The organism is Inquilinus limosus, from assembly GCF_051487185.1.
Lineage (GTDB): Bacteria > Pseudomonadota > Alphaproteobacteria > DSM-16000 > Inquilinaceae > Inquilinus > Inquilinus limosus_F.
The window spans coordinates 64,640-88,710 of record NZ_JAHVDK010000003.1; the positions used below are offsets into that span (position 1 = coordinate 64,640).

At 68.5% G+C, this 24,071-nt stretch carries 23 protein-coding genes and 1 other annotated feature; of the genes, 12 read left to right on the plus strand and 11 right to left on the minus strand.

The window, feature by feature from the left end; genetic code table 11:
* Positions 1–60 precede the first annotated feature (60 nt).
* On the plus strand, positions 61–318 hold the full coding sequence (locus tag KXR53_RS03875; RefSeq protein ID WP_437373582.1) for a type II toxin-antitoxin system prevent-host-death family antitoxin: 258 nt from the start codon (positions 61–63) through the stop codon (positions 316–318).
* A 181-nt stretch (positions 319–499) separates the two neighbouring features.
* A complete protein-coding gene (locus tag KXR53_RS03880) occupies positions 500–730 on the plus strand; it encodes a hypothetical protein (RefSeq protein ID WP_437373584.1) in 231 nt (76 codons plus the stop codon).
* Positions 731–754: 24 nt separating this feature from the next.
* On the opposite strand, the gene KXR53_RS03885 is transcribed toward KXR53_RS03880, so the two are convergent.
* Positions 755–1,855, minus strand: a complete 1,101-nt coding sequence (locus KXR53_RS03885) for a D-alanyl-D-alanine carboxypeptidase family protein (RefSeq protein ID WP_437373586.1) — start codon at positions 1,853–1,855, stop codon at positions 755–757.
* Positions 1,856–2,206: 351 nt separating this feature from the next.
* Between KXR53_RS03885 and KXR53_RS03890 the strand changes: the two genes are divergently transcribed.
* The 3 genes from KXR53_RS03890 to clpA all read left to right on the plus strand — a co-directional run bounded on the left by KXR53_RS03890 (position 2,207) and on the right by clpA (position 5,617).
* Positions 2,207–2,740: a phasin family protein gene (locus tag KXR53_RS03890; protein ID WP_437373588.1), complete on the plus strand. Its 534-nt coding sequence runs from the start codon at positions 2,207–2,209 to the stop codon at positions 2,738–2,740.
* 169 nt (positions 2,741–2,909) lie between these two features.
* A complete protein-coding gene (clpS, locus tag KXR53_RS03895) occupies positions 2,910–3,248 on the plus strand; it encodes an ATP-dependent Clp protease adapter ClpS (protein ID WP_034844418.1) in 339 nt (112 codons plus the stop codon).
* A gap of 38 nt (positions 3,249–3,286) precedes the next feature.
* Positions 3,287–5,617, plus strand: a complete 2,331-nt coding sequence (gene clpA, locus KXR53_RS03900) for an ATP-dependent Clp protease ATP-binding subunit ClpA (protein WP_437373590.1) — start codon at positions 3,287–3,289, stop codon at positions 5,615–5,617.
* A gap of 49 nt (positions 5,618–5,666) precedes the next feature.
* Here clpA and KXR53_RS03905 read toward each other — a convergent pair whose 3' ends face one another.
* Complete coding sequence (locus KXR53_RS03905) at positions 5,667–7,079, minus strand: PLP-dependent aminotransferase family protein (protein WP_437373592.1); 1,413 nt, start codon at positions 7,077–7,079, stop codon at positions 5,667–5,669.
* 110 nt (positions 7,080–7,189) lie between these two features.
* On the opposite strand from KXR53_RS03905, the gene KXR53_RS03910 reads away from it, so the two are divergent.
* Positions 7,190–8,065: a DMT family transporter gene (locus KXR53_RS03910; RefSeq protein ID WP_437373594.1), complete on the plus strand. Its 876-nt coding sequence runs from the start codon at positions 7,190–7,192 to the stop codon at positions 8,063–8,065.
* Here the strand turns inward: KXR53_RS03910 and KXR53_RS03915 are convergent.
* The 5 genes from KXR53_RS03915 to KXR53_RS03935 all read right to left on the minus strand — a co-directional run bounded on the left by KXR53_RS03915 (position 8,062) and on the right by KXR53_RS03935 (position 12,647).
* Complete coding sequence (locus KXR53_RS03915; RefSeq protein ID WP_437373596.1) at positions 8,062–8,961, minus strand: LysR family transcriptional regulator; 900 nt, start codon at positions 8,959–8,961, stop codon at positions 8,062–8,064. The genes KXR53_RS03910 and KXR53_RS03915 overlap by 4 nt on opposite strands.
* A gap of 226 nt (positions 8,962–9,187) precedes the next feature.
* Positions 9,188–10,165, minus strand: a complete 978-nt coding sequence (corA, locus tag KXR53_RS03920; RefSeq protein WP_437373598.1) for a magnesium/cobalt transporter CorA — start codon at positions 10,163–10,165, stop codon at positions 9,188–9,190.
* A gap of 277 nt (positions 10,166–10,442) precedes the next feature.
* Positions 10,443–10,946: a universal stress protein gene (locus KXR53_RS03925; protein WP_437373600.1), complete on the minus strand. Its 504-nt coding sequence runs from the start codon at positions 10,944–10,946 to the stop codon at positions 10,443–10,445.
* 24 nt (positions 10,947–10,970) lie between these two features.
* Positions 10,971–11,723, minus strand: coding sequence for a TIGR02186 family protein (locus KXR53_RS03930; RefSeq protein WP_437373602.1), 753 nt, complete (start codon positions 11,721–11,723; stop codon positions 10,971–10,973).
* A 3-nt stretch (positions 11,724–11,726) separates the two neighbouring features.
* The gene (locus KXR53_RS03935) at positions 11,727–12,647 is read right to left on the minus strand and encodes a sulfite exporter TauE/SafE family protein (RefSeq protein ID WP_437361224.1); all 921 of its coding nucleotides are present in this window, start codon (positions 12,645–12,647) and stop codon (positions 11,727–11,729) included.
* 238 nt (positions 12,648–12,885) lie between these two features.
* Here KXR53_RS03935 and KXR53_RS03940 point away from each other — a divergent pair, with 238 nt between their 5' ends.
* Together KXR53_RS03940 and KXR53_RS03945 are read left to right on the plus strand one after the other, a co-directional pair.
* Positions 12,886–14,049: an efflux RND transporter periplasmic adaptor subunit gene (locus KXR53_RS03940; protein ID WP_437373604.1), complete on the plus strand. Its 1,164-nt coding sequence runs from the start codon at positions 12,886–12,888 to the stop codon at positions 14,047–14,049.
* A gap of 28 nt (positions 14,050–14,077) precedes the next feature.
* Positions 14,078–17,182, plus strand: coding sequence for an efflux RND transporter permease subunit (locus KXR53_RS03945; protein WP_437373605.1), 3,105 nt, complete (start codon positions 14,078–14,080; stop codon positions 17,180–17,182).
* A 22-nt stretch (positions 17,183–17,204) separates the two neighbouring features.
* On the opposite strand, the gene KXR53_RS03950 is transcribed toward KXR53_RS03945, so the two are convergent.
* The 3 genes from KXR53_RS03950 to KXR53_RS03960 all read right to left on the minus strand — a co-directional run bounded on the left by KXR53_RS03950 (position 17,205) and on the right by KXR53_RS03960 (position 20,114).
* Complete coding sequence (locus KXR53_RS03950; protein ID WP_437373606.1) at positions 17,205–17,660, minus strand: GNAT family N-acetyltransferase; 456 nt, start codon at positions 17,658–17,660, stop codon at positions 17,205–17,207.
* 204 nt (positions 17,661–17,864) lie between these two features.
* A complete protein-coding gene (locus tag KXR53_RS03955; protein ID WP_437373608.1) occupies positions 17,865–19,532 on the minus strand; it encodes a calcium-binding protein in 1,668 nt (555 codons plus the stop codon).
* A 153-nt stretch (positions 19,533–19,685) separates the two neighbouring features.
* Positions 19,686–20,114 carry a DUF2000 domain-containing protein gene (locus KXR53_RS03960; protein ID WP_437373610.1) on the minus strand — a complete coding sequence of 143 codons (429 nt, stop codon included), beginning with the start codon at positions 20,112–20,114 and terminating at the stop codon, positions 19,686–19,688.
* A gap of 129 nt (positions 20,115–20,243) precedes the next feature.
* Here KXR53_RS03960 and KXR53_RS03965 point away from each other — a divergent pair, with 129 nt between their 5' ends.
* Complete coding sequence (locus KXR53_RS03965) at positions 20,244–20,717, plus strand: Lrp/AsnC family transcriptional regulator (protein WP_437373612.1); 474 nt, start codon at positions 20,244–20,246, stop codon at positions 20,715–20,717.
* Positions 20,718–20,726: 9 nt separating this feature from the next.
* On the opposite strand, the gene KXR53_RS03970 is transcribed toward KXR53_RS03965, so the two are convergent.
* Entirely contained in the window at positions 20,727–21,293 is a 567-nt protein-coding gene (locus KXR53_RS03970) for a helix-turn-helix domain-containing protein (protein WP_437373614.1), read from the minus strand.
* A gap of 112 nt (positions 21,294–21,405) precedes the next feature.
* Here KXR53_RS03970 and KXR53_RS03975 point away from each other — a divergent pair, with 112 nt between their 5' ends.
* The 3 genes from KXR53_RS03975 (at position 21,406) to KXR53_RS03985 (ending at position 24,039) form a co-directional block, all read left to right on the plus strand.
* Positions 21,406–21,927 (plus strand): N-acetyltransferase family protein, encoded by a 522-nt coding sequence (locus KXR53_RS03975; protein WP_437373616.1) that lies wholly within the window; start codon positions 21,406–21,408, stop codon positions 21,925–21,927.
* Entirely contained in the window at positions 21,927–22,376 is a 450-nt protein-coding gene (locus tag KXR53_RS03980; RefSeq protein WP_437373618.1) for a DMT family transporter, read from the plus strand. Before KXR53_RS03975 ends, KXR53_RS03980 begins: the two co-directional genes overlap by 1 nt.
* A gap of 55 nt (positions 22,377–22,431) precedes the next feature.
* Positions 22,432–22,487 (plus strand) — a sequence feature (sul1 is cis-regulatory element that is thought to sense ions involved in sulfur or methionine metabolism; They are found in Alphaproteobacteria).
* Between the two features lie 70 nt (positions 22,488–22,557).
* Positions 22,558–24,039 carry a SulP family inorganic anion transporter gene (locus tag KXR53_RS03985; protein ID WP_437373620.1) on the plus strand — a complete coding sequence of 494 codons (1,482 nt, stop codon included), beginning with the start codon at positions 22,558–22,560 and terminating at the stop codon, positions 24,037–24,039.
* Positions 24,040–24,071 lie beyond the last annotated feature (32 nt).

Sequence of the window (24,071 nt, forward strand, 5' to 3'; positions counted from 1 at the left end):
CGGATTGCGAAATTGCTGAGATTGCTGTATTTTGCAGCAATCTCAGCATGAGGCCCTTCCGTGTCCTCCTATTCCACCAGTGATCTGTCCCGCAAATCCGGCGATATCATCGCCGAGGCACTGCGGCACCCGGTGACGATCACCCAGCGCAGCAAGCCGCGCCTCGTCCTGATGAACATCGAGGACTATGAGAAGCTGATCCGCGCGGCGGATCCGCGCCGCGTCTACCGGACCGATCAGGTCCCGGATGAAATCCGGGACCTCCTGCTCCCCGCGCTGGACGAGATCCTCGAGGGGAAGGACGATGACGGCCCCTAGATCTGGCCTTCTGATCCGGTATCCGTATCTCTGGGCCCGACAGCGCGACGCCGGTGAAACCGAAGGCCGCAAGCATCGTCCCTGCTGCTTGGTCGTGCCGCGCCTAGACCCGGCGAGCGGCAAGACCACTCTATTTCTCCTGCCAGTAAGCACACTCGCGCCGGGAAGCGATCAGCGGGCCGTGGCGATTCCGGAAATCGAGCGGCGCCGCGCTGGGCTGACTGACTGGAAATCCGGCTGGGTCTATGTCAGCGAGTTCAACTACGATATCGCGGAGATCTCGTTCTACTACGAGCCCGGCACCGAGCCGATCGGCGCCTTCAGCCAGAGATTTCTGAAGCTCGTCGTGTCCGAGTTCCGGGCCGCGCTTACCGAACGACGCTCGGGCAAGGTCGACCGCACCCGCGAGTAGCAGCCGCCGGACGGACGGGCGAATTTATCGGCGGCGCAGCGGCCGCGGCTTCGGCAGGGGGATGTCGGCCAGGGCGCGCGGCACCGGCTCATAGACCACCCGTTGGGCGCGGGGCGCCACGGCATGCATCGCGATCATCGCGCCGATGCCGTCGCTGCCGACGGCGCCGTCATCCTCGGCGTCGCCTTCGGCCGCCGCCATCAGGGGATCGTCCGCCGAGTCCGGCCGGCGGTCCGGCACCGGCGGCTGAAACGGCGTGGCGGCCGCCTTTGGCGCGGCCGCAGCCGGCGCCTCCGCGACATAGGCGCCGGTGCCCCCATGCGACTCGAAGCCCTCATCGAGGAGCTCCGCCATCCGGGCGTTGCGCGCGGTCGGGCTGGTGCCGCCGAAGATCACGCCGATCAGCCGGGTCTTGCCGCGCATCGCCGAGGCCACGAGGTTGTAGCCCGCGGCCCGGATGTAGCCGGTCTTCATCCCGTCCATGCCGGGATAGGTCTGCATCAGCCGGTTGTGGTTCGGGAAGTTTCGGCCGCGATAGCGGAAGTTCTTGGTCGCGAAATAGGGGTAGTACTGCGGGTAATCGTTGATCAGCGCCCGGGCCAGCACCGCCATGTCGTGCGCGGTCGAGACATTGTCCGGATCCGGCAGGCCATTGGTCGAGGTGAAGGTGGTGCGGCTCATGCCCAGTGCCCGCGCCTGCTGCGTCATCATCCGGGTGAAGCGGGATTCGCTGCCGCCGATCGCCTCGGCCAGCACCACCGATGCGTCGTTGGCGGACTGGGTGACCAAGCCCAGGATCGCGTCTTCGACCCGGACCCGGCTGCCGGCCGGCAGGCCGAGCTTGGTCGGCGACTGAGAGGCGGCGTAAGCCGAGACGGGCAGCCGCGTGTCCAGCGCGATATCGCCCCGCTCCAGGCTGCGGAACGTCAGATACAACGTCATCAGCTTGGTCAGCGACGCCGGGTACAGCTGCTGGTTCGCATTCTCCTCGTGCAGCACCTCGCCGGTGCGGGCGTCGATGACATAGGCGGCATAGCGCGGCGCCGCCTCTGCCCAGGCGGGCAGAAGCGCCAGGGCGAGGCAGGCGAGAACAACTGCCGCCGATCGCGCAACGAAACGTGCCATGCCGACCCCCCGCTCACGCCGCTTGCGGATCTCGGTTCAGGCGTGATTTCAGAACTTTAAATTAACCCGTTGATTTTTGTCCATAAACCAAATGACAGACCCGGCAAAAAGATGCCGGCCCGGTCGCGTCCGCCAGATTGCCCGGCCAATCTGACAACATCGCCCGCCCTGGCGCAACGTCTTGGGTCGCCGGGCCGGCATTTGTCCGTCATGTTGCGCTGCACAAAAATCGTTGACAGTTCGAATCGATCTGCCCATATTTGTGGCATGTTGCAGTGCAGCATGGCTGGGCGGCGCCCTCCGGCGGCGACGGTCGGCTGCGAAGATCGATTTCCGCTGGAGCCGTTCGTCATGACCACCGCCAAGAGCCGTGCCGGCGCGAGCAAGCTCGCCGCCGTCGAGACCACCACCGAGACCGTGAGGGACACCGTGGCAGACACCGTCAAGGCCGGCCAGGCCGCCGCCGAGAAGAATTTCGCCCAGGGCCTGACCCTGGCCAAGGACCAGTTCGAGAAGGCCGCCCAGGCCGCGACCAAGAATTTCGACGAGCTGGTCGCGCTGGCCAAGGGCAATGTCGACGCCGTCTTCGCGTCGGCCACCGTCGTCGCCCAGGGCACCGAGCAGATCACCCGCGCCTGGTTCGCCCTGCAGCATAACGCGGCCGAGCAGGCCGCCGAGGCGGCGCGGTCGCTGTTCGCGGCCAAGACCCTGCGCGAGGTCGTCGACCTGCAGTCGGCCTATTCCAAGACCGCCTTCGACGGCTTCGTCGCCGAGAGCAGCAAGCTGTCGGAGCTGGGCCTGAAGGTCACCAACGAGGCCGTGGCGCCGATCGCCGCCCGCGTCAACGTCGCGGTCGAGACCCTGTCCAAGCCGATCGCCGCCTGATCCGGCTCCTCCCCGGACCGGCGTCCCCGACGGCCCCGGCGACCTGCGTCGTCGGGGCCGTCTGCATTTCAGCTTTCCGCGATCTTTCGCGTTCCGGGTCTACACCTCCGGCCCCCGCGGCACTATCATCATGGTCGGGTTCAAAACCGGCAGCACGCATCCCATATCCATGAGCGACACCGAACGGAAGGATGATCGAGGAGGCGGCAACGACGCCGGCACCGGGGTTGTCGTTCAGACCAGGCCACGGACGAAGAAGCCGTCCATGTACAAGGTCCTGATGCTGAATGACGATTACACGCCGATGGAGTTTGTCGTCCATGTCCTGGAGCGCTTCTTCGCGAAGAGTCGCGAGGAAGCCACCACCATCATGCTCCATGTTCACCGTCGGGGTGTGGGCGTCTGCGGCGTTTTCACCTACGAGGTGGCGGAGACGAAGGTGGCGCAGGTGATGGACTTCGCGCGCCGCAATCAGCATCCTCTACAATGTATTCTTGAGAAGGCCTGACCAGAGGTCTGGTGGGCCCTCCCGGATGGGGACGACCGATGCTCTCGCGGAATCTGGAGCAGACGCTGCACAGGGCCCTCGCTTTCGCCAATGAGCGACGGCACGAATACGCGACGCTCGAGCACTTGCTGCTCGCGCTGTCCGAGGACCAGGACGCCGTCGCGGTGATGCGCGCCTGCGGCGTCAACCTCGAAAAGCTGCGCCGCGACCTCGTCGGCTATATCGACACCGAGCTCGCGACCCTGAAGATCGACGGGATCGAGGACGCGAAGCCGACCGCCGGCTTCCAGCGCGTGCTGCAGCGCGCCGCCATCCACGTCCAGTCCTCGGGACGCGAGGAGGTGACCGGCGCCAACGTGCTGGTCGCCCTGTTCTCCGAGCGCGAGAGCCATGCGGTGTACTTCCTGCAGGAGCAGGACATGTCCCGCTTCGACGCCGTGAACTACATCAGCCACGGCATCGCCAAGGCCGGCGCCTCGGGCGGGGCGCGGCCCGGTGCAGGGGAATCGCGCCCGGTCTCGGGCGCCGACGAGGATGCGCAGGCGGAGAAGGTCGTGAAGAAGGGCTCGGAGGCGCTCAGGACCTATTGCGTCAACCTCAACGAGAAGGCCTCGAAGGGCAAGATCGACCCGCTGATCGGCCGCGAGGCGGAGATCGAGCGCACGATCCAGATCCTCTGCCGCCGCTCGAAGAACAACCCGCTCTATGTCGGCGACCCCGGGGTCGGCAAGACCGCGATCGCCGAGGGCCTGGCCCGCCGCATCGTCGACGGCGAGGTGCCGCCGGTGCTGGCCGACGCCACCATCTTCGCCCTCGACATGGGAGCGCTCCTGGCCGGCACCCGCTACCGCGGTGATTTCGAGGAGCGGCTGAAGGCGGTGATGTCGGAGCTGGAGAACCTGCCCGGCGCGGTGCTGTTCATCGACGAGATCCACACCGTGATCGGCGCCGGCGCCACCTCGGGCGGGGCGATGGACGCGTCCAACCTGCTGAAGCCGGCCCTGGCCTCGGGCGCGCTGAAGTGCATCGGGTCGACCACCTACAAGGAATACCGGAACTACTTCGAGAAGGACCGCGCCCTGGTGCGCCGGTTCCAGAAGATCGACGTCAACGAGCCGTCGGTCGAGGATACGGTCAAGATCCTGCAGGGGCTGAAGAGCTACTACGAGAAGCACCACCAGGTGCGCTACACCGCGGATGCCATCCGCACGGCGGTGGAGCTGTCGGCCCGCTACATCGGCGACCGCAAGCTGCCCGACAAGGCGATCGACGTGATCGACGAGGTCGGCGCCGCGCAGATGCTGCTGCCGCCGTCGCGGCGGAAGAAGACCATCGGCGTGCGCGACGTCGAGGCGGTGGTGGCGAAGATCGCCCGGATCCCGCCGAAGAGCGTCAGCCGTGACGACAAGGCGCTGCTGCAGACCCTCGACCGCGACCTGAAGACGCTGGTGTTCGGCCAGGACCAGGCGATCGATGCCCTGTCGGCGGCGATCAAGCTGGCCCGCGCCGGCCTGCGCGAGCCGGAGAAGCCGATCGGCAACTACCTGTTCTCCGGCCCGACCGGCGTCGGCAAGACCGAGGTGGCGCGGCAGCTGTCCCGGCTGCTCGGCATCGAGCTGGTCCGCTTCGACATGTCGGAATACATGGAGCGGCACTCGGTCAGCCGGCTGATCGGCGCCCCGCCGGGCTATGTCGGCTTCGACCAGGGCGGGCTGATGACCGATTCGGTCGACCAGCACCCGCACTGCGTGCTGCTGCTGGACGAGATCGAAAAGGCGCATCCGGACGTCTTCAACATCCTGCTGCAGATCATGGATCACGGGAAGCTGACCGACCACAACGGCAAGTCGGTCGATTTCCGCAACGTCATCCTGATCATGACCACCAATGCCGGCGCGACCGAGCTGACCAAGCAGTCGATCGGCTTCGGCGCGACCCGCAAGGAGGATGCGGACAAGGAGGCGATCAACCGGATGTTCACGCCGGAGTTCCGCAACCGCCTCGACGCGATCATCCCCTTCGGCCATCTGACGCCGGAGATCGTCTCGCAGGTGGTCGACAAGTTCATCATCCAGCTCGAGACGCAGCTGGCCGACCGCCACGTCACCATCGAGCTGTCGCCGGCGGCGCGGCAGTGGCTGGTCAAGCGCGGCTATGACGAGCTCTACGGCGCCCGGCCGATGGCCCGGGTGATCCAGGAGCACATCAAGAAGCCGCTGGCGAACGAGCTGCTGTTCGGCAAGCTGGTCAAGGGCGGCCAGGTCCGGGTCGACGTGGCGGAGGACGGCGAGAGCCTGGCCTTCGACTATGTCGAGAACCCCTCGGCCTCGACCTCGGACGACGCGACCAAGGAGACCGAGCTGGCCTGACCGCCGGTCCGGTCCGAGACGAAAGGGCGCCCTCCGGGGCGCCCTTTTTCTAACCGCGCATCGCCTCCTCCAGCACCGCGAAGATCCGCGGGCTGGCGGATTGGGCGACGTTGAAGCGCAGGAAGCGGCCGGCGGTACGGGAGGGGCTGAAGACGTCGCCCGGCGCCAGGACCACGTCCCGGGCCAGGGCGCGGCGCGCCACCTCCGCCGAATCGAGCCCCTCCGGCAGGGCGGCCCACAGGAACATGCCGCCGCGCGGCTCGACCCAGGGCATGAGGCCGAGGGCGGCGAGCCGCCGCGCCGTCTCACCCATCGCCCGGGCCAGCCGGCCGCGCAGCCCCTCGACATGGCGGCGGTAGCTGCCGTCGGTCAGCAGCCGATGCACCAGCCGCGCCGCCAGCGCGCCGTTGGAGAAGCTGGTGGCGAGCTTGAGGTCGGTCAGCCCCTCGATCCAGTCCGGCCGGGCGGCGATGAAGCCGCAGCGCACCGCGGCCGATAGGGTCTTCGAGAAGCTGCCGATATGGATCACCCGCTGCAGCCCGTCCAGCGCGGCGAGGCGGGGCGACGGCTCCGTCTCGAAATCGGCGAAGATGTCGTCCTCGACCACGACCAGATCATGGGCCTCGGCCAGCATCAGCAGCCGATGCGCCACCTGCGGCGCCAGGCTGGCGCCGGTCGGGTTGTGCAGGGCGGCGTTGGTGACGAAGAGCCGCGGCCGGTGCTCCGCCGCGGCGCGGGCGAAGGCGTCGAGATCGGGACCCGCCGGGGTGCGCGGCACGCCGACCCCCTTGGCGCGGTGGGCGCGCAGCACGCCGAGGAAGTTGAAGTAGCAGGGGTCGTCGACCAGCACGGCATCGCCCGGCTCCAGCAGGAAGCGGCCGATCAGGTCGATCGCCTGGGTGCCGCCGTCGGTCAGCAGCATCTGACCGGCCTCGGCGGTGATGCCACGCTCCGCCAGCCGGCCCGCCAGATGCCGGCGCAGGGGCGCGAAGCCCAACGGCGAGTCGTAGTCGACCAAGCCTTCGCCCTCCGAACGGGCCAGGCCGCGCAACGCCCGCCGGATCGCCGGGTCGGGCATCCAGTCGGCCGGCAGCCAGCCGCAGCCGGGCTTCAGCACCTGTTCCCCGGCCTCCGGCGTCTCCAGCGCCTGGCGGGCGATCCACAGCGGGTCGATGGTGCGGTCCAGCCGTCGGCCGGGCTCAGCCAGGGTCAAAGGCTGCGCCCGCCGGGCGACGTAGAAGCCGGATCCGGGGCGGGCGGCGATCGCGCCCTCCGCCGCCAGCCGGTCATAGGCCTCGACCACGGTCGACTTCGACACGCCCAGCGACTCGGCCAGGCGGCGGATCGATGGCACCTTGGCGCCCGGCGCGAGGGCGCGGTTCTCGATCCGCTGCCGGATGGTGTCCATCACGGTCGAAACAAGCGTGGCGCCGCCACGCGGCGCAGGAACGAGATCGAGCATCTGTACCGGACTCCGGACCAGGACAGTTCGGCGAAACTGTACTCTACCATCTCTGGTTCGCGCCGTCGCCGGGCCCCATCGTCGGCCCCATGCAGGCGATACGGACGATCATGGACGGACCTTCGAACGAGGCGGCGGCGGGCTGGATCAACGGCATGCTCGGCGTCCTCATCTTCAGCGGCTCGCTGCCGGCGACCCGGGTGGCGGTGCTCGATCTCGACCCGCTGTTCCTGACCCTGGCGCGGGCGGCGATCGCCGGGCTGCTCGGCGCCGCGATGCTGCTGGCGCTGCGGCCCCGGCGGCCGGAGCGATCGGATCTCGGGCCGCTGGTCGTGGTCGCGCTCGGCGTCGTGATCGGCTTCCCGCTGCTGACGGCGCTGGCGCTGCGCTACGTCACCTCGGCCCACGCCATCGTCTTCGTCGGCCTGCTGCCGATCGCCACCGCCGTGTTCGGCGTGCTGCGCGGCGGCGAGCGGCCGCGCCCGGCCTTCTGGGCGTTCTCGGTGCTCGGCGCCGCGATCGTCGGCGCCTATGCCCTGCGCCAGGGGGCCGAGGCCTCTCTGCTCGGCGACGGGCTGATGCTGGCCGCTATCCTGGCCTGCGGCCTGGGCTATGCCGAAGGCGCCCGGCTTTCGCGCCGGCTCGGCGGCTGGCAGGTGATCTCCTGGGCGCTGCTGCTCTCGCTGCCGCTGTCCCTGCCCGCGTCGCTGCTGACGCTGCCGGCCTCCTGGTCCGGGGTCGGCTGGCCGGCGCTGGTCGCGCTCGCCTATGTCTCGCTGTTCTCGATGCTGATCGGATTCATCTTCTGGTATCGCGGCCTGGCGCTGGGGGGCATCGCCGCGGTCAGCCAGCTGCAGCTGCTGCAGCCCTTCTTCGGCCTGGCCCTGGCCGCGACCCTGCTGCACGAGCCGGTCGGCTGGGGCTTGGTCGGCTGCGCCGCCGCGGTCGTCCTCTGCGTTGCCGGGGCCAAGCGCTTCGCTCGCTAGGCCCGATCCATCCCTCGGACATGCTCGATGAAGCGCCGGGTCACGCCCAGCGGCTCGGCGTCACGGCGGGCCAGGTGCAGGGGCGCCGCCAGCGGCGGGCGGTCGGCCAGGGGCAGATAGGCGACGCCGCCGGTGTCCAGCCGCGACATCGAGGCCGGGACGATCGACACGCCGAGCCCGGCCTCGACCAGGCTCAGCGTCGACACCAGCCGCGGCGCCTCCTGCGCCATGCGCGGGCTGAAGCCGGCGGCGCGGCAGGCGGCGATGATCGAATCGTAGAGGCCCGGGCCGCTCGGCCGGCGGTACAGCACGAAGGCCTCTTCGGCCAAAGCCGACAGCGGGATCGGGTCCGATTCCGTTGCCAGCGGGTGCCCGGTCGGCACCGCCGCGACCATCGGTTCTTCCAGCAGCGGCTCGACCACGAGACCGGCCGCGTCGCCGACCGGCGAGCGGATAAAGGCGGCGTCCAGCCGCCCCAGGCGCAGCGCCTCGACCAGCTCGCCGGTGCTGCTCTCCTCCATCGCCATCTCGACCTGGGGTGCGGCCTCGCGGAAGCCGCGGATGGCGGCGGAGACGAAGGGGTGAAAGGCGGCCGAGCTGGTGAAGCCCACGGCGATCCGCCCCTGCTCGCCGCGCCCGGTGCGCCGCACCGTCTCGAGCGCGCGGTCAAGCTGGGCCAGGATGGCGCGCGCCTCGGCCAGCAGGACGAGACCGCTCTCGGTCGGCTGCACGCCGCGCGGCAGCCGGCGGAGCAGGGTTACACCCAGTTCCTGCTCCAGCGCCTTGATCTGCTGGCTCAGCGGCGGCTGCTGCATCCCCAGCCGCTCGGCCGCCCGGGTGACGTGCCCTTCCTCGGCGACGGCGACGAAATAGCGGAGATGGCGCAGCTCGATCATCGGCATATCCAGGCGATATGGATGGCTATGGTGCCATCTGCTGATGGTCATGCCGAGGGCCGCCGGGCCTGTTCAGGTAGTCACAAAGCCGTCATCGCGAGGTGCGAAGCACCGTGGCGATCCAGGGGCCGGGATCGCTGGATGGCCACGCCCCCCAATCAAGTGCAAAGGGCGGGGCTCGCCATGACGGTGGTGGGAGCGGTGCGGGCGACGACAACACCGCCTCTTACAACCACCCCTTCCGCTTGAACCACAGATAGGGCAGCACGGCGGACAGGACCATCAGCCCGAGCGCCCAGGGATAGCCGGCCGCCCAGCGCAGCTCCGGCATGACCTCGAAGTTCATGCCGTAGATGCTGGCGACCAGGGTCGGCGGCAGGAACACCACGGCGGCGACCGAGAAGATCTTGATGATCGCGTTCTGCTCGATGTTGATCATCCCCATCGAGGCGTCGAGCAGGAAGGTGATGTTGTTGCCGAGATAGGTGGCGTGGTCGGTCAGCGACGCCACGTCCCGGCTCAGGCTCTTCAGATGGGTGCGGAACACCTTGTCCTTGGTGGCGTCGCCGACGGCGAGGAAGCTCAGCAGGCGGGCCAGGCTGACCAGGCTCTCGCGCGCCTTCGACACCAGGTTCTGGCTGCGGCCGATCAGCTTGAGATTGGCCTCCAGCTCCTCGTTGGTCGTGCGCCTGTGCACCGCCTCGTTCACCTTGAAGATGCGCTGCGACAGCGCGTCGACCTCGCCCGCCACCCGCTCCAGGATGTCGGCGGTGCGGTCGACGATCGCCTCCAGGAGGCCGATCAGCGTGGCCGAGCCCGAGGGACACAGCGTCGGCTGGCGCTCGGCATGGGCGGTGAAGCCGGTGAAGGATTTCGGCTCGGCGTAGCGGATGGTGACGAGGGTCTGGCCCTTCAGCACGAAGGTGATCGGGGCGGTGCCGGGCGTATCGGTCTCGGTGGCGTAGAGCACGCTGGCGGTCATGAACATGCCGCCGTCTTCCTGGTACAGCCGACTCGACGCCTCGATCTCCTGCATCTCCTCGCGGGTCGGCAGGAACAGGCCGAGCTGCCGTTCAGCCAGCCGCTCCTCCTCCTGGGTCGGGTTGAACAGGTCGATCCAGACCGTGTCCGGCGGGAAGCCGGCGCCCTCGGCGGGCTCGACCGGCGCGAAACGGGCGTTCGAAAGCGTGTAGATGCGCAGCATCGCGGTCTGTCCCCTCTCGGCCGCACGCCGCGCGAGCCGGGGGCCCGCGATCGTCTAGCGGAAGCCTCCGGCCGGCCCAGCGCCCGGCCGTCCGTCCTGTCCCGGGGCGGCCCCAGGGAGGCGCCCCTTCGGTTCGATTCCGCCCCTCGCGGGACGACTGTCTGGCTCGTCCATGTCTCTTTTCGTCGAAGAAGGCGCGGGGGCCTGCCGGCACCCGTCGCCCGTCCGGCTCGGATGCCATCGCCCGCCGGCGCCGTCAAGCCGCGCGGAGCCGCCGTCAGGTCAGGGCGTCGATCGCCTCGGTCGACAGGTTGCCCGGCACGATGGTCAGCGGGATCCGCAGCCTGGCCATGGCGCGGCCGGTGGTCAGGTACTGGATCAGCGGGCCGGGACCGGCGGAGGAGACGGTGTCGGCGCCCAGCACCAGCACGGAGATCGAGGGCTCCTCGGCGATCAGCGCCATCAGCTCGTCGCGGGCGGCGCCTTCGCGGATGTGCAGGATCGGGATGGTGCCGGTCAGCTGGTTGACCTCGCGCGCCACGCGCTGCAGCCGCTGCTCGGCCTCGTGCCGCGCCTCCTCGCGCAGCACGTCCTCGATCGCGCCCCAGTGCTGGATCTCGCTCGGGCTGATGACGTGCAGCAGGGCGACCCGGCCCCCGGTGTGCTGCGCCCGCCGGCAGGCATAGCGCAGCGCGGCCCGCCATTCCTCGGTGTCGTCCACGACCACGAGGAAGATGCGTGGGATCTCCTGCATCGGGGTTTCTGGGGCGTTGTCGGTCATGGCACCCTCAAAGATGGGAGGTGATCAGGCGCGGCGGAAGACGACGCTCGCCAGCCAGCCGGAGGCGACGGCGACGATGATGGCGGCCAGCCCGTACAGCGCCGGCTCGCTCTGCGCGAACTGGTAGATCTCGGCCCCGAGCCCGACCTTGCCGACGATCAGCGGCGTGGTCTGGGCGTCGACCACCTGGCCGCCGCGGAACAGATAGACCTCGACCTGGTACTGGCCGGTCGGGACATTGGCCGGGAACTCGATCCGTGTCCGGAACAGCCGGCCGCTGAGGAAGCTGACCTGGCCGGTCTCGGTCACGTACAGGCCGCGGCGCTGCAGGCCGCGGATCAGCGCGTCGCGGAAGGCGGCGATCGCCTCGGGGCCGGCGTCGCGGTCGTCTTCGCTCACGGTCAGCTGCAGGTATTTCAGCCCGATGCCGGCGCGCTCCAGCACCGGGGGCGGCGCCAGCTCCTCCAACGGCTTGCTCGACGCCACGGCATAGAAGCCGGGCACGTTGCTGAACTTCATGCTCTCATGGTTGAGCCAGACGCCGGCGACGCGGTCCTTTTCGCGCACCGTGGCCCGGTCGGTCGGCCCGCGCACCACCACCGCCACCTGGTCTTCGCCTTCGGTGGCGCCGAACAGCAGGACCCGCGTGCCGGTGAAGCCGGTGTTGATGGCGATGACGTGGTCGGACAGGTCCGCCACCAGGTCCTGGGCGGCGCCGGGCCGGCACAGGCCCATGACCGCGGCCCAGACGGCGACGGTGAAGACGAGACGCAGCACGGCTCAGCCCCCCCGGCGCATGGCGACGGAGAACAGGTCGGCCGGCGTGCCGATCAGGTCGAAGCCGACCTTGACGCAGATGATCAGCACCAGCGTTGCCAGCAGGGCGCGGGCCTGGTCGCCGCGCAGCCGGCCGCTGGCATGGGTGCCGAACTGGGCGCCGATCACCCCGCCGGCCAGCAGCAGCAGCGCCAGCAGCACGTCGACCGTCTGGTTCTGGAAGGCCTGCAGGAAACAGACCAGGGCGGTGGTGAAGATGATCTGGAACAGCGAGGTGCCGGCCACCAGCGCGGCCGGCATGCCGAGCAGGTAGATCATCGCCGGCACCAGGATGAAGCCGCCGCCGATGCCCATGATCGCGGTCAGGAAGCCGCCCAGCGCGCCGATCGCGATCGGCGCCAGCGCGCTGATATAGAGCCGCGACTTCGGGAACCGGGTCTTGAAGGGCAGGCCGTGGAACCAGGCGTGCTGGTGCAGCTTGCGGCGCGCACCCGGGGCGCGGCGGCGGCGCAGCATCGAGCGCAGGCTCTCGACCAGCATCAGCCCGCCGACCGTGCCCAGGAAGATCAGGTAGAACAGGTTGATGGCGAGGTCGATCTGGCCCAGCAGCTGCAGAAGGCTGAACAGCCGGACCCCCAGCACGCTGCCGATCACGCTGCCGGCCAGAAGCACCAGCCCCATCTTCAGGTCGACATTGCCGCGCCGCCAATGCGCCAGCATGCCCGAGACGCTGGCCGCGACCAGCTGGTTGGCCTGGGTGCCAACGGCGACCGCCGGCGGGATGCCGATGAAGATCAGCAGCGGCGTCATCAGGAAGCCGCCGCCGACGCCGAACAGGCCGGATAGGAACCCGACCAGGCCGCCCATGCCGAGAATCAGCAAGGCGTTCACCGAGACCTCGGCGATCGGCAGATAGACTTGCATGGCGCGGGGTCCCGTCCAGTCCTATCGGCACCATAGTTGCTGCGGCGGCCGATGCGAAGGCTGATGGCGCCTGCGGCGAAGCGATGCGACAGCAGCATGGCCGGCTCGGTTACTCATGCCGTACATGCATGTATGTTTCCGATTAGGCCGTTTGTCGGCGTCTAGTGTATGGTGCTGCGCTTTTTGATTCACAGCACGAGCCCGTACGACCAAGGACGGGCCTGGGACGGAATCGCGCATGATCCTCCGCTTCTTTCTGGTCGGGATCGCCCTGATCCTCGTCGTCGGCGCGCTCGTCGGCATGAATGTCATGCGCGACCAGGTGGTGGCGGACATGTTCTCCAACCCGCAGATCCCGCCGGTCGCCGTCTCCGCCGCCAAGGCCGAAGCGAAAACCTGGACCGACTATCTCGAGGGCATAGGCACCATCTCGGCCGTCGAGGGCATCCAGGTCGCCTCCGAGGTGGCGGGTACGGTCGTGTCGATCGACTTCAAGCCCAACGACACGGTCGGCGCCGGGCAGCGGCTGGTCCAGCTCGACGATTCGATCGACCAGGCGGATGTCCGGCTGTACCAGGCGGAGATCGACCTGGCGCGGCGGACGCTCGACCGGGTGTCGTCGCTGCGGGCGCGCGGCAACGCCCCACAATCCGACCTCGACACCGCCAATGCCAATCTCCTGAAGGCCCAGGCTCAGCTCGCCCGCGCCCAGGCGACGATCGAGAAGAAGGCGGTGACGGCGCCCTTCGCCGGCATCATCGGCATCCGCAAGGTCGATATCGGCCGCTACGTCGCGGCGGGCGATCCGCTGGTCACACTGCAGCGGCTGGACCAGGTCTATGTCGACTTCACCCTGCCGGAACAGGCATTCAGCCGCGTGACCCATAGCCAGAAGGTGGAGGTCCGGACCGACGCCTTTCCGGAGGAGGTGTTCCAAGGCCAGGTCACCGGCATCGAACCGGTGGTCGATGCGGCCAGCCGCATGCTTCGGGTGCGGGCCACCATCGACAATCCGGGGCTGAAGCTGCGCCCCGGCTTCTTCGCCAATGTCCGGCTGATGCTGCCGGAACGGCCGAATGTGGTGACGGTGCCGCAGACCGCGATCACCTACAGCCTCTACGGCGACACGGTGTTCGTGATCCGCGAGAAGAAGGCGGAAGGCGACCAGCCGCCGCCGCCCGCCGGCGGGAGCGCCGTGGCCCAGGCCGCGCCGGCCGGGCCGCAGCTGGTGGTCGAGCAGGTCTTCGTCCGGGTCGGCCAGCGCCAGGGCAACATCGCCGAGATCGTCGAAGGGGTGAAGGTGGGCGACCAGGTCGTCACCTCCGGCCAGCTCAAGCTGCAGAACGGGTTCCCGGTGGTGATCGACAACTCGGTCGACCCCAGCCGCCCTCCGCAGTCCTGAGCCGGCGGGGGAAGGGGGAAACGCCGCCATGAACTTCACCTCGATCTTCATTCGCCGGCCGGTGCTGGCCTCGGTGATCAGCCTCCTCATCCTGCTGCTCGGCATCCAGGGCTTGGCGACGCTGCCGGTGCGCCAGTTCCCGAAGACCGAGGAGACGGTGATCACCATCACCACCGCCTATCCGGGCGCCAGCGCCGACCTGATGCAGGGGTTCATCACCACTCCGATCGCCCAGGCGGTGGCCAGCACGGAGGGGCTGGACTACGTCACCTCCTCCTCGGTCCAGGGCGTCAGCACCGTGTCGGTGCACATGAAGCTGAACGCCAATCCGGATGCGGCGTTGACCGAGGTGCTGACCAAGGTGCAGCAGGTCCGCAACGACCTGCCGGACGAATCGAAGGATCCGGTGGTGGTGAAGGGCACCGGCCAGGACATCGCGATCCAGTACATCGCGCTGGACAGCGATCGGATGTCGCCGGAGGAGGTGACCGAGTACATCACCCGCGTGGTGCAACCGCAGCTCTCGACCACCGAGGGCGTGGCCGAGGCCGAGATCCTGGGCGCCAAGAGTTTCGCCATGCGGGTCTGGGTCGACCCGATGCGGCTGGCCGCGCGCCAGGTCACGGCGGCCGACGTGGTGGCGGCGATCCGGGCCAACAACTTCCAGTCGGCGCCGGGCCGGACCGAGGGCGAGCTCGTCACCTTCGCCATCCGCACCGACACCACGTTGCGCACGGCCGAGGCCTTCGGCGACCTGGTGGTGCGCTCGGACGGCTCCAACATCGTCCGGCTGAAGGACGTGGCCCGGGTCGAGCTGGGCAGCGAAAGCTACGATTCGCGCGTCACCTTCAACGGGCGCGAGGCGATCTTCGTCGCCATCAACCCGACCCCTGCGGCCAACCCGCTGACCACGGCGGCCAATGTGCGCGCGGCGATGGAAGACATCATGCGCCAGATGCCGGAGGGCATGCGCGGCGAGATCGTCTACGACGCCACCGAGTTCATCGAGGCCTCGATCTGGGAGGTCGGCAAGACCATCCCCGAGGCGGTGGCGATCGTCGTCATCGTCATCCTGCTGTTCCTCGGCTCGTTCCGCGCCGTGGTGATTCCGGTCGTCACCATCCCGCTGTCGCTGATCGGCGTGCTGTTCTGCCTCTACGCCCTCGGCTACTCGATCAACACGCTGACCCTCCTGGCCATGGTGCTGGCGATCGGCCTCGTGGTCGACGACGCCATCGTCGTGGTGGAGAACATCCACCGCCATATCGAGGAGGGGCTGACGCCGAGACAGGCGGCGCTGAAGGGGGCGGCGGAGATCGCCGGGCCGGTGGTGTCGATGACCATCACGCTCGCCGCCGTCTACGCCCCGATCGGCTTCGCCACCGGCCTGACCGGGGCGCTGTTCCGCGAATTCGCCTTCACCCTGGCGGGGGCGGTGATCATCTCCGGCATCGTCGCGCTGACTCTATCGCCGATGATGACCAGCAAGATGCTGAAGCCGCACGGCCAGGGCGCCGGCCGGTTCCAGCAGGTGGTCGACCGCTTCTTCACCGCGCTGCAGGGCTGGTACCACCGTCGGCTGCACAATTCGCTGAACTACCGGCCGGTCACCGTCTTCCTCGCCATCGTGTTGCTCGCCGCCTCCGCCTTCCTGTTCGTGAAGACGCCGAGCGAGCTGGCGCCGGAGGAGGATCAGGGCTTCGTGTTCATGATCCTCGAAGGCCCGCGCTACGCCAATCTGGAATACATGAACCGGTTCAGCGACAAGCTGATCGCCGATCTGAAGACGATCCCGGAGCACGACGCGATCTTCTCGGTCAACGGCGCCGGCTCGCTGGCCTCCGGCTTTGGCGGCATGACCTTCAAGCCGTGGGGCGAGCGCAGCCGCAGCGGCGCCGAGATTCAGGCCCAGGTCCAGCAGATCGTCGGCGGCATCGCCGGGGTGGAAGGCTTCGCCATCACTCCGCCGGCCTTGCCGGGCTCCAGCGGCGGCCCGCCGGTGCAGTTCGTGATCAAGGCCCCCGGCTCGCCCCAGCTGGTCTACGAGATGGCGCAGCAGATCGCCAACGAGGCGCGCAAGAGTGGCTTGTTCCTGTTCGCCAACGCCACCCTGGCCTTCGACCGGCCGGAGCTGTCGGTCGAGATCGACCGCAACAAGGCGGCGGCGCTGGGCATCAATATGGATGACATCGGCGTCACGCTGAACGTCATGCTGGGCGGCAACGACATCGGCCGCTTCGACCGCGACAACCGCAGCTACAAGGTGATCCCGCAGGTCGGGCAGGAAAGCCGGCTGAACCCGGAGGAGCTGAACAAGTACTTCGTCCGCACCGCCGGCGGCGACCTCGTGCCGCTGTCCTCGGTGGTGACGCTGAAGACCCAGGCGACGGCGAACTCCTTCTCCCAGTTCAACCAGCTGAACAGCTCGACCATCCAGGGGGTGCCGACCCCGGTGATCGTCACCCTCGGCCAGGCGCTGACCTTCCTGCAGGAGACGGCGGACCGGATCCTGCCGCGCGGCGTGACCTATGACTACGAGGGCGATTCGCGGCAATACATCACCGAGGGCAACACGGTGATGATCGCCTTCGCCTTCGCGGTGATCGTGATCTTCCTGGTGCTGGCGGCGCAGTTCGAGAGCTTCCGCGACCCGCTGATCATCATGATGTCGGTGCCGCTGTCGATCTTCGGCGCGCTGGCGGTGCTGAATGTCGGCTCGATCCTCCAACTCACCGGCGCCAGCATCAACATCTACACCCAGATCGGGCTGATCACCCTGGTCGGGCTGATCACCAAGCACGGCATCCTGATGGTGGAGTTCGCCAACAAGCTGCAGGAGGAGCAGGGGCTGTCGCGGCGTGACGCGATCGAGCAGGCGGCGGCGATCCGCCTGCGGCCGATCCTGATGACCACGGCGGCGATGGTGCTGGGCGTGGTGCCGCTGCTCTATGCCAGCGGCGCCGGCGCCGCGGCGCGCTTCTCGATCGGGCTGGTGATCGCCTCGGGCATGTCGATCGGCACGCTGTTCACGTTGTTCGTGGTGCCGATGGTCTACACCTACCTCGCCCGCGACCATCACCGGATGGCCGAGGAGGACGAGCCGGCGCATCCGACGCCGAAGCCGGCGGAGTAGGCGCGGCAGCCGGTTCCGGCTCTCAGCGGGCCAGATCCTTCCGCATGGCGGGGGCTGGGGCGAACTCGGTCATGACCATGCCGACGATCCGGAAGCCGCAGCTTTCGTAGAAGGGCCGGGCGCGCTGATGGGCGACGACATGCAGCGAGCGGGCGCCGAGCGCCGTGGCCCGCCGTTCCGCCTCGGCCATCAGGCCGGCGCCCACGCCCCGGCGCCAGGCCGCGGGATCGACGAACAGGTCCTCCAGCTCGGCCTCGCGATCGTCGCGCGGCAGAACCGTGGCGAAGCCGACGATCTTGCCATCCAGCTCCGCGACGAAGACCGAGGGCAGGTGCTCCGCCGGAACCTGCCGCGCCTCGGGCAGTGCCGACAGCGCCTCGACATGCTCTCCCCAGGCCAGCGACGCGCGCAGCTTGAGGGCTCCGAGCGCGTCCCGGTCCTCCGGCCGCGCGGGGCGAATGCGGATCCCGGATGTCATGCGAAGGCTGTATCAGCGCCGTCGCGATCTTGGCAGCCTTTGCCGGCCATCCGTTCCGACCCTGGTGTTCGCGATCCGAAGGCGACCTCCGTGAATGGATGGGGGTGTCCGGCGCGGTCCGAAGCGTAATGGAGGTTGGCGATTGACTGCCAGCCTCTCTGGAGGCCCGGATCGGGGCGGCGCTCCGCCCCGATCCGATGGTGCTCACAACACGAAGTCGCCCGCCGTCAATGTGATGGCGCCGAGGAGGCGGATCTGCGCATCGGCCGTGCCGTCGCCATTGGCATCGATGGAGACGATGGTCTGAGCGGCGCTCACATCGAAGCGGACTTCGCCGGCGTGATGGCCGAAGGCGGCCGAGCCGATGAAGCTGCCGGCGCCGTGGGTGATGCCCGACAGGTCGATCTTGTCGCCCTGGCTCTGGGAGAAGTCGTTGATCCGATCAGGCGCCTTGGTGGAGGTCTCCGCGATCGAGGAGAAGACGAAGGTGTCCGCACCGAGGCCGCCGTCCAGGATATCAGCGCCGCCGCGACCGTTGAGCGTGTCGTTGCCGCGCCAGCCGACCAGATAGTTGGAGGCGCTGTTGCCGGTCAGGGTGTCGTTGAAGGCACTGCCGACGAGGTTCTCGATGCTGCTGTAGGTGTCGCCGGCGGCATCTCCGGTGTTCACCGCGGGGTTGGTCAGGCTTGCCGCGACGCCGGTGGACGCGTTGTCATACAGGGCGGTGTCGGCGCCGGCGCCGCCGATCAGGATGTCAGCCCCGGCGCCGCCGATGAGCTGGTCATTGCCGGCGCCGCCGTCCAGCCTGTCCGTGCCGGCGAGGCCGGAGAGGCGATTGTCGCTGCCGTTGCCGGTCAGGGAGTCGTTGAAGTTGCTGCCGCGCAGCCATTCGATGCCGCTCAGGGTGTCGCCCGCGGCGTCGCCGCCGCTGGCGGTGCCGGCGGCGAGGCTGATCACCACTCCGGCGCCCGAGAAGATGTAGTCCGCCATGTCCTGGGTGCCGGCGCCGCCGGCCAGGACGTCGGCCCCGCCGTTGCCGACAAGATTATCATTGCCGGCACCGCCGATCAGGGTGTTCGCAGCGGCATCGCCGGCCAGGTAATCGTCGAAGGCCGATCCGGTGAGGTTCTCGATGCTGTTCAACACGTCCCCCTGGGCGTCGCCACCTTGGGCGATGTGGCCCAGCAGGTTGACACAGACAGCCGCGGCGGAGTCCTGGTAGTCCGCGACGTCGGAGCCGTCGCCGCCGTTCAGCGTGTCCGCCCCGGCACCACCGCGCAGTGTGTCGTTACCGCCATGGCCGTTCAGGATGTCATGACCGCAGAAGCCGATGAGGAAATCGGCCACGCAGGACCCGGAAATCGTGTCGTCTTCCGAGAACAGGTCGGCGAGGATCGCCAACTCGTTGCCGGCGGTGACCAGCCCGGAGACGTCGCCCAGCGACTCGGAGAAGCCGGTGATGGCAAAGACCCCCGCGCAGGCGGGTTGCGAGTAAGTGATGCTGTCAACGCAGCCGGTGTAGTCGGATGGCGGGTTGTAGCCCAGGCCGCTGCCGATGACGTGGAGGAGACCACCATCGTTGAAGCGGACGTCGATGACGGTCGCCGTAATGGAGGGGTCGCCGGCGAATCCAGACGCCGCTATCTGGCCGATCGAACCGAAATGAATACCTTTGCCGTTGATGCCAGTGTCGTTCAGCACTGAAAAGACAGCCACTGCAATGTCTCCCTGACGGACAAACTTGAATTGGTCGATTTGCATAAAAGTAAGTGCAAATTTCGCTGCGGAATTTATGCAATTCGGTATTAAAGGGCCTGTACGAAAGGACGGCAGTCCCGGGACACCCTCCCCGGAAGTGGAACGTGTCGGCAAATCGTGCCGCCATTTCCCATGACCCGGGCCTATCTATCGACCGCTTGATTGACCCGCTTGGCCGATGCCGGTCGATCTGAGTGGGTATTGGAGCCGCGGTCACGACGTCCGGTCCTATCCGACCGGATGGGCGCAACCTGAAGCGGCGCCGGGCTACCGCAGCAGCTTGAGCGAGCCGGTCAGCGACCGAACCCATTTCGCCGGGCCGGCGATCCCGAGACCGTCGATCGCCTCCTCGCTCAGGTCGCGGTCGGGGAAGGCCGCCTCGTACTCGGCATAGAAGTGCAGCGACCGGGCGAAGGCCGGGAAGGGCACCACCGCCCGCTCGCCCGCCCCTTCGTCCGGCCGGGCCAGCGCCTTCAGCAGCAGCGCCCGGATCGTGCCGGCATCGGCCTGCAGGATCGGAACAGGCTGGCTGGAGCTGATGTCGATGGTGCGGTCGCCGCGGTCGGTGAGCCGCCGGGCGGCCAGGGCCGGCAGCTTCGCCCCGAGCCCGATGGCGATGGCGCCGGCGGTGTTGGCGACCAGCCCGAGCGGCAGGTCCGGGTTCACGACGACGGCGAGGCGGAGATCCTGGGTCATGGCGGCTTTCACGGCGATGCGTCCGCCCGGCAGGATACCGCTCGCCGGCTGGTCGATCCTGCCTATCATTGCGCCTGGGAAGACGGCTTCGGTAAGTTCTACCTCGACACGCACTCTGCGAGGTAGGATATGCCGAGTCCGCTCGAACCGGTCGACATCCGGATCCTGGCCGCCCTGCAGGAGGACGGCCGCCTGACCAACCAGGCGCTCTCCGCCGAGGTCGGGCTATCGACCTCGCCCTGCTGGCGCCGGGTCCGCCAGCTGGAGGAGGACGGCGTTATCCGGGGCTATGCGGCGGTGCTGGACCGGCGGCGGATCGGCCTCGGCGTGCTCGCCTTCATCCGGGTCAAGATCGACAGCCACAGCGAGACGGAAGCGGAGGAGTTCTCGGAGAGCGTCCGGCAGCTGAAGGAGGTTGTCGCCTGCTACAGCATCGCCGGGGACACGGATTTCCTGCTGCAGGTCGTCGCCCCCGACCTGGACAGCTATGCGGATTTCGCCATGGCGGTCGTCCGCCGGCTGCCCCGGATCAAGGAGATGCAGACGATGTTCGTGCTCAAGGAGATCAAGCCGTTCAGGGGATTTCCGCTGGACAGGCCCTGACGCCCTGGCTCACGGCTGGCGCAGCACCACGACGGCGTAGGCGCAGGGACGCCCGCCCTCGTTCCGGAAGACGCAGTCGGCGGGCGGGCCGAGCTCGAGGCAGTCGCCCTCCCTCATCTCGTGCCGGACGGCCCCCTCGATGAAGACGAGCTCGCCGTCCAGCACCCAGATCAGCTGGCGCTGGAAGGCATAGGCCGAGGCCGGCATAGGCACCTCCCGGCCGGCCGGCAGATCTATGCGCACGAGGTCGAGCGGCAGGTCCGTGCGCGGCGAGACGTGCCGGCGCACATAGCCGGTTTGCGGGTCGGTCCAGACCGGCTGGTCGGCCCGCCGCGACAGCCGCCCCTGCTGCATCTCGGCCCGTGCCATCAGCGTCGACATGCTGAGGCCGAAGGCGCCGGAGAGCTTGCCGAGCAGATGGGCCGTCGGGCTGCTCTCGCCCCGCTCCACCTTGAAGATCATGGCGCGGGAGACGGCGGCGCGCGCGGCGAGATCGGAAAGGGACCAGCCGCGGCTCTCCCGCTCGATGCGGATGCGGGCGCCGATGCGCTGGTCGATGCCATCGAGGGTCGCCATGCGTGCTACTATAGTAGACCATAACAGGCGTGCGTATTACTAAAGTGCATAGCTTCGCGAAAGAGCGATATCAACTGGCCGTTCGCTTGGTGAGATACGGGCGGAGAGCGAGATGCGCATTCGCGGCGCCGAGGCCGGGGACATCGCCGGCATCCTGGAGATCTACAACGACGCCGTGCTGCACACGACCGCGATCTGGAACGAGACCGTGGTCGACGCCGCCAACCGCGCCGACTGGATGGCGGAGCGCCGGCGCCTCGGCTACCCGGTGCTGGTGGCGGTCGACGAGGACGGCCGGGTGGCGGGCTACGCTTCCTTCGGCGACTGGCGCGCCTGGGACGGCTATCGCCACACCGTCGAGCATTCGGTCTATGTCCGCCGGGACCGGCGCGGCGGCGGGATCGGCGCCGCGCTGATGCTGGCGCTGATCGATAGGGCGAGGGCCCTCGGCAAGCACGTCATGGTCGCGGGCATCGAAGCGCGGAATACCGGCTCCATCCGGCTGCACGAGAAGCTCGGCTTCGAGCATGCCGGGCTGCTGAGGGAGGTAGGGACGAAGTTCGGAGAGTGGCTGGATCTGGCGTTCCTGCAGCTGCGGCTCGACCGCCGCGGCGATCCGGATGGCCGCGCCTGATGGGCGCCGCCTCGACCGTCATCCTGCTGATGTCCGCGGGCATCTGCCTGGTGCTGCAGAACCTGCTGATGGTCCGGATCACGCTGTCGGTCTCGACGGTGCTGATCGCGCTGGTGATCAACTCCGCCGTCGGGCTGACGGCGCTGCTCGGTCTGCTGCTGATCCGCAACGGCCCGGGCGGCCTCGCCGAGGCGGCGGCGGTCCTGCGCCCCTGGGCCCTGCTGCCGGGGCTGCTCGGCTCCTTCTTCGTCTTCGCCGGGATCCTCGGCTATCAGCGGCTGGGCGCCGCCCCGACCATCGCCATCCTGGTGGCGAGCCAGCTGGCGGCCGGGCTGGTCGCGGACTGTACAAGGTCCGGCGCCCCGGCTCTCTCGGCGCAGGGGCTGCCGATCCTCGGGGCGATCCTGCTGGTGGTCGGGGCCTTCCTGATCGTCCGGCCGGGCGCCTGAGTGGATCGCGCCATGTTTGCAATGCAGCACATGCGACGGTATGTAGGGTCATTCGACTGGACCCGGTGAAATCCCGGGTGGCTCTTCCGGCCGCCGATCCGCCGGACAACGCAAATGACTTCTCCGGCCGGCCGCGCGACATCGCGGCGGCGAGCGCACGTCTATTGCGGGCATCCTCTCCATGAAGACCCATTCATCCTTCCGCCGCGACTGGCTTTCCAATATCCGCGGCGACGTCCTGTCCGGCATCGTCGTCGCCCTGGCGCTGATCCCCGAGGCGATCGGCTTTTCCGTGATCGCCGGCGTCGACCCGAAGGTCGGCCTGTTCGCTTCGGTGGTCATCGCCACGGTGATCGCCTTCGCCGGCGGCCGGCCGGCCATGATCTCCGCCGCCACCGCCGCGACCGCCGTGGTGATGACCGATCTCGTCCGCGACCACGGCGTCCAGTACCTGTTCGCCGCCACGATCCTGATGGGCGTCTTTCAGATCGTCGCCGGATTTCTCAAGCTCGGGCGGCTGATGCGCTTCGTGTCGCAGTCGGTGATGACCGGCTTCGTCAATGCCCTCGCCATTCTGATCTTCCTGGCCCAGCTGCCGCAGCTGGTCGGCGTGCCGCCCGCGACTTACGGGCTGATCGCGCTGGGCCTCGCCATCATCTACCTGTTCCCGCGGGTCACCCGCACGATCCCCTCTCCTCTGGTGGCGATCGCGGTGCTGACCGTGATCACCGTCGTGTTCCAGTTCGACGTGCGCACGGTCGCCCATCTCGGCGAGCTGCCGTCGTCCCTGCCCAGCTTCGCCCTGCCCTCGGTGCCGTTCACGCTCGAGACCCTGCGCATCCTGCTGCCGGTCGCGCTCACCCTGGCGGCGGTCGGTCTGCTCGAATCGCTGCTGACCGCACAGATCGTGGACGACATGACCGAAACGAGCAGCGACAAGAACCGGGAATGCACCGGCCAGGGCATGGCTAACATCGCCTCGGCCTTCTTCGGCGGAATGGGCGGCTGCGCCATGATCGGCCAGTCGGTGATCAACGTCTCTTCCGGCGCGCGTGGCCGGCTGTCCACGCTGGTCGCCGGCGGCTTCCTGCTGGTGCTGCTGGTCGCTCTGCAGGACCTGCTGGCCATCGTCCCGGTCGCCGCGCTGACCGCGGTCATGATCATGGTATCGATCAACACCTTCTCCTGGCGCTCTCTGGCCCGGCTGCGCACCAACCCGGTGCCGTCGTCCGTGGTGATGCTGGCCACGGTGGCGACCGTCGTCGCCACCTCGGACCTGGCGATCGGCGTGGTGGTCGGCGTGCTGCTGTCCGGCGTGTTCTTCGCCGGCAAGGTGTCGCGCCTCAGCCGCGTCAGCTCCACCCTGTCGCCGGACGGGGCGGCTCGGACCTATCGTGTCGAGGGGCAGGTGTTCTTCGCCTCCGCCGGCACCTTCGCGGACGCCATCGACGTGATCGAGCCGGTGGAGAAGATCGTCATCGACGTCGGCGACGCCCATTTCTGGGACATCTCGGCCGTCGGCGCGCTGGACCGCGTGGTGCTGAAGGCCCGCCGCCACGGCCGCAAGGTCGAGGTCGTCGGCCTTAACGCGGCGAGCGCCACCATGGTCGAGCGCTTCGCCGTGCACGACAAGGAGGCGGTCGCGTCGGCGCCGGTGCATTGACGCGGATCGATTTGGGAAGAGCGTCCGGGCTT

Bases quoted from the DNA above. Each gene is read 5' to 3' on its own strand.
- KXR53_RS03885 (WP_437373586.1), bottom strand. From the start codon at position 1,855: ATGGCACGTTTCGTTGCGCGATCGGCGGCAGTTGTTCTCGCCTGCCTC.
- KXR53_RS03890 (WP_437373588.1), top strand. From the start codon at position 2,207: ATGACCACCGCCAAGAGCCGTGCCGGCGCGAGCAAGCTCGCCGCCGTC.
- clpS (WP_034844418.1), top strand. From the start codon at position 2,910: ATGAGCGACACCGAACGGAAGGATGATCGAGGAGGCGGCAACGACGCC.
- clpA (WP_437373590.1), top strand. From the start codon at position 3,287: ATGCTCTCGCGGAATCTGGAGCAGACGCTGCACAGGGCCCTCGCTTTC.
- KXR53_RS03905 (WP_437373592.1), bottom strand. From the start codon at position 7,079: ATGCTCGATCTCGTTCCTGCGCCGCGTGGCGGCGCCACGCTTGTTTCG.
- KXR53_RS03910 (WP_437373594.1), top strand. From the start codon at position 7,190: ATGGACGGACCTTCGAACGAGGCGGCGGCGGGCTGGATCAACGGCATG.
- KXR53_RS03915 (WP_437373596.1), bottom strand. From the start codon at position 8,961: ATGATCGAGCTGCGCCATCTCCGCTATTTCGTCGCCGTCGCCGAGGAA.
- corA (WP_437373598.1), bottom strand. From the start codon at position 10,165: ATGCTGCGCATCTACACGCTTTCGAACGCCCGTTTCGCGCCGGTCGAG.
- KXR53_RS03925 (WP_437373600.1), bottom strand. From the start codon at position 10,946: ATGACCGACAACGCCCCAGAAACCCCGATGCAGGAGATCCCACGCATC.
- KXR53_RS03935 (WP_437361224.1), bottom strand. From the start codon at position 12,647: ATGCAAGTCTATCTGCCGATCGCCGAGGTCTCGGTGAACGCCTTGCTG.
- KXR53_RS03940 (WP_437373604.1), top strand. From the start codon at position 12,886: ATGATCCTCCGCTTCTTTCTGGTCGGGATCGCCCTGATCCTCGTCGTC.
- KXR53_RS03945 (WP_437373605.1), top strand. From the start codon at position 14,078: ATGAACTTCACCTCGATCTTCATTCGCCGGCCGGTGCTGGCCTCGGTG.
- KXR53_RS03950 (WP_437373606.1), bottom strand. From the start codon at position 17,660: ATGACATCCGGGATCCGCATTCGCCCCGCGCGGCCGGAGGACCGGGAC.
- KXR53_RS03960 (WP_437373610.1), bottom strand. From the start codon at position 20,114: ATGACCCAGGATCTCCGCCTCGCCGTCGTCGTGAACCCGGACCTGCCG.
- KXR53_RS03965 (WP_437373612.1), top strand. From the start codon at position 20,244: ATGCCGAGTCCGCTCGAACCGGTCGACATCCGGATCCTGGCCGCCCTG.
- KXR53_RS03970 (WP_437373614.1), bottom strand. From the start codon at position 21,293: ATGGCGACCCTCGATGGCATCGACCAGCGCATCGGCGCCCGCATCCGC.
- KXR53_RS03975 (WP_437373616.1), top strand. From the start codon at position 21,406: ATGCGCATTCGCGGCGCCGAGGCCGGGGACATCGCCGGCATCCTGGAG.
- KXR53_RS03980 (WP_437373618.1), top strand. From the start codon at position 21,927: ATGGGCGCCGCCTCGACCGTCATCCTGCTGATGTCCGCGGGCATCTGC.
- KXR53_RS03985 (WP_437373620.1), top strand. From the start codon at position 22,558: ATGAAGACCCATTCATCCTTCCGCCGCGACTGGCTTTCCAATATCCGC.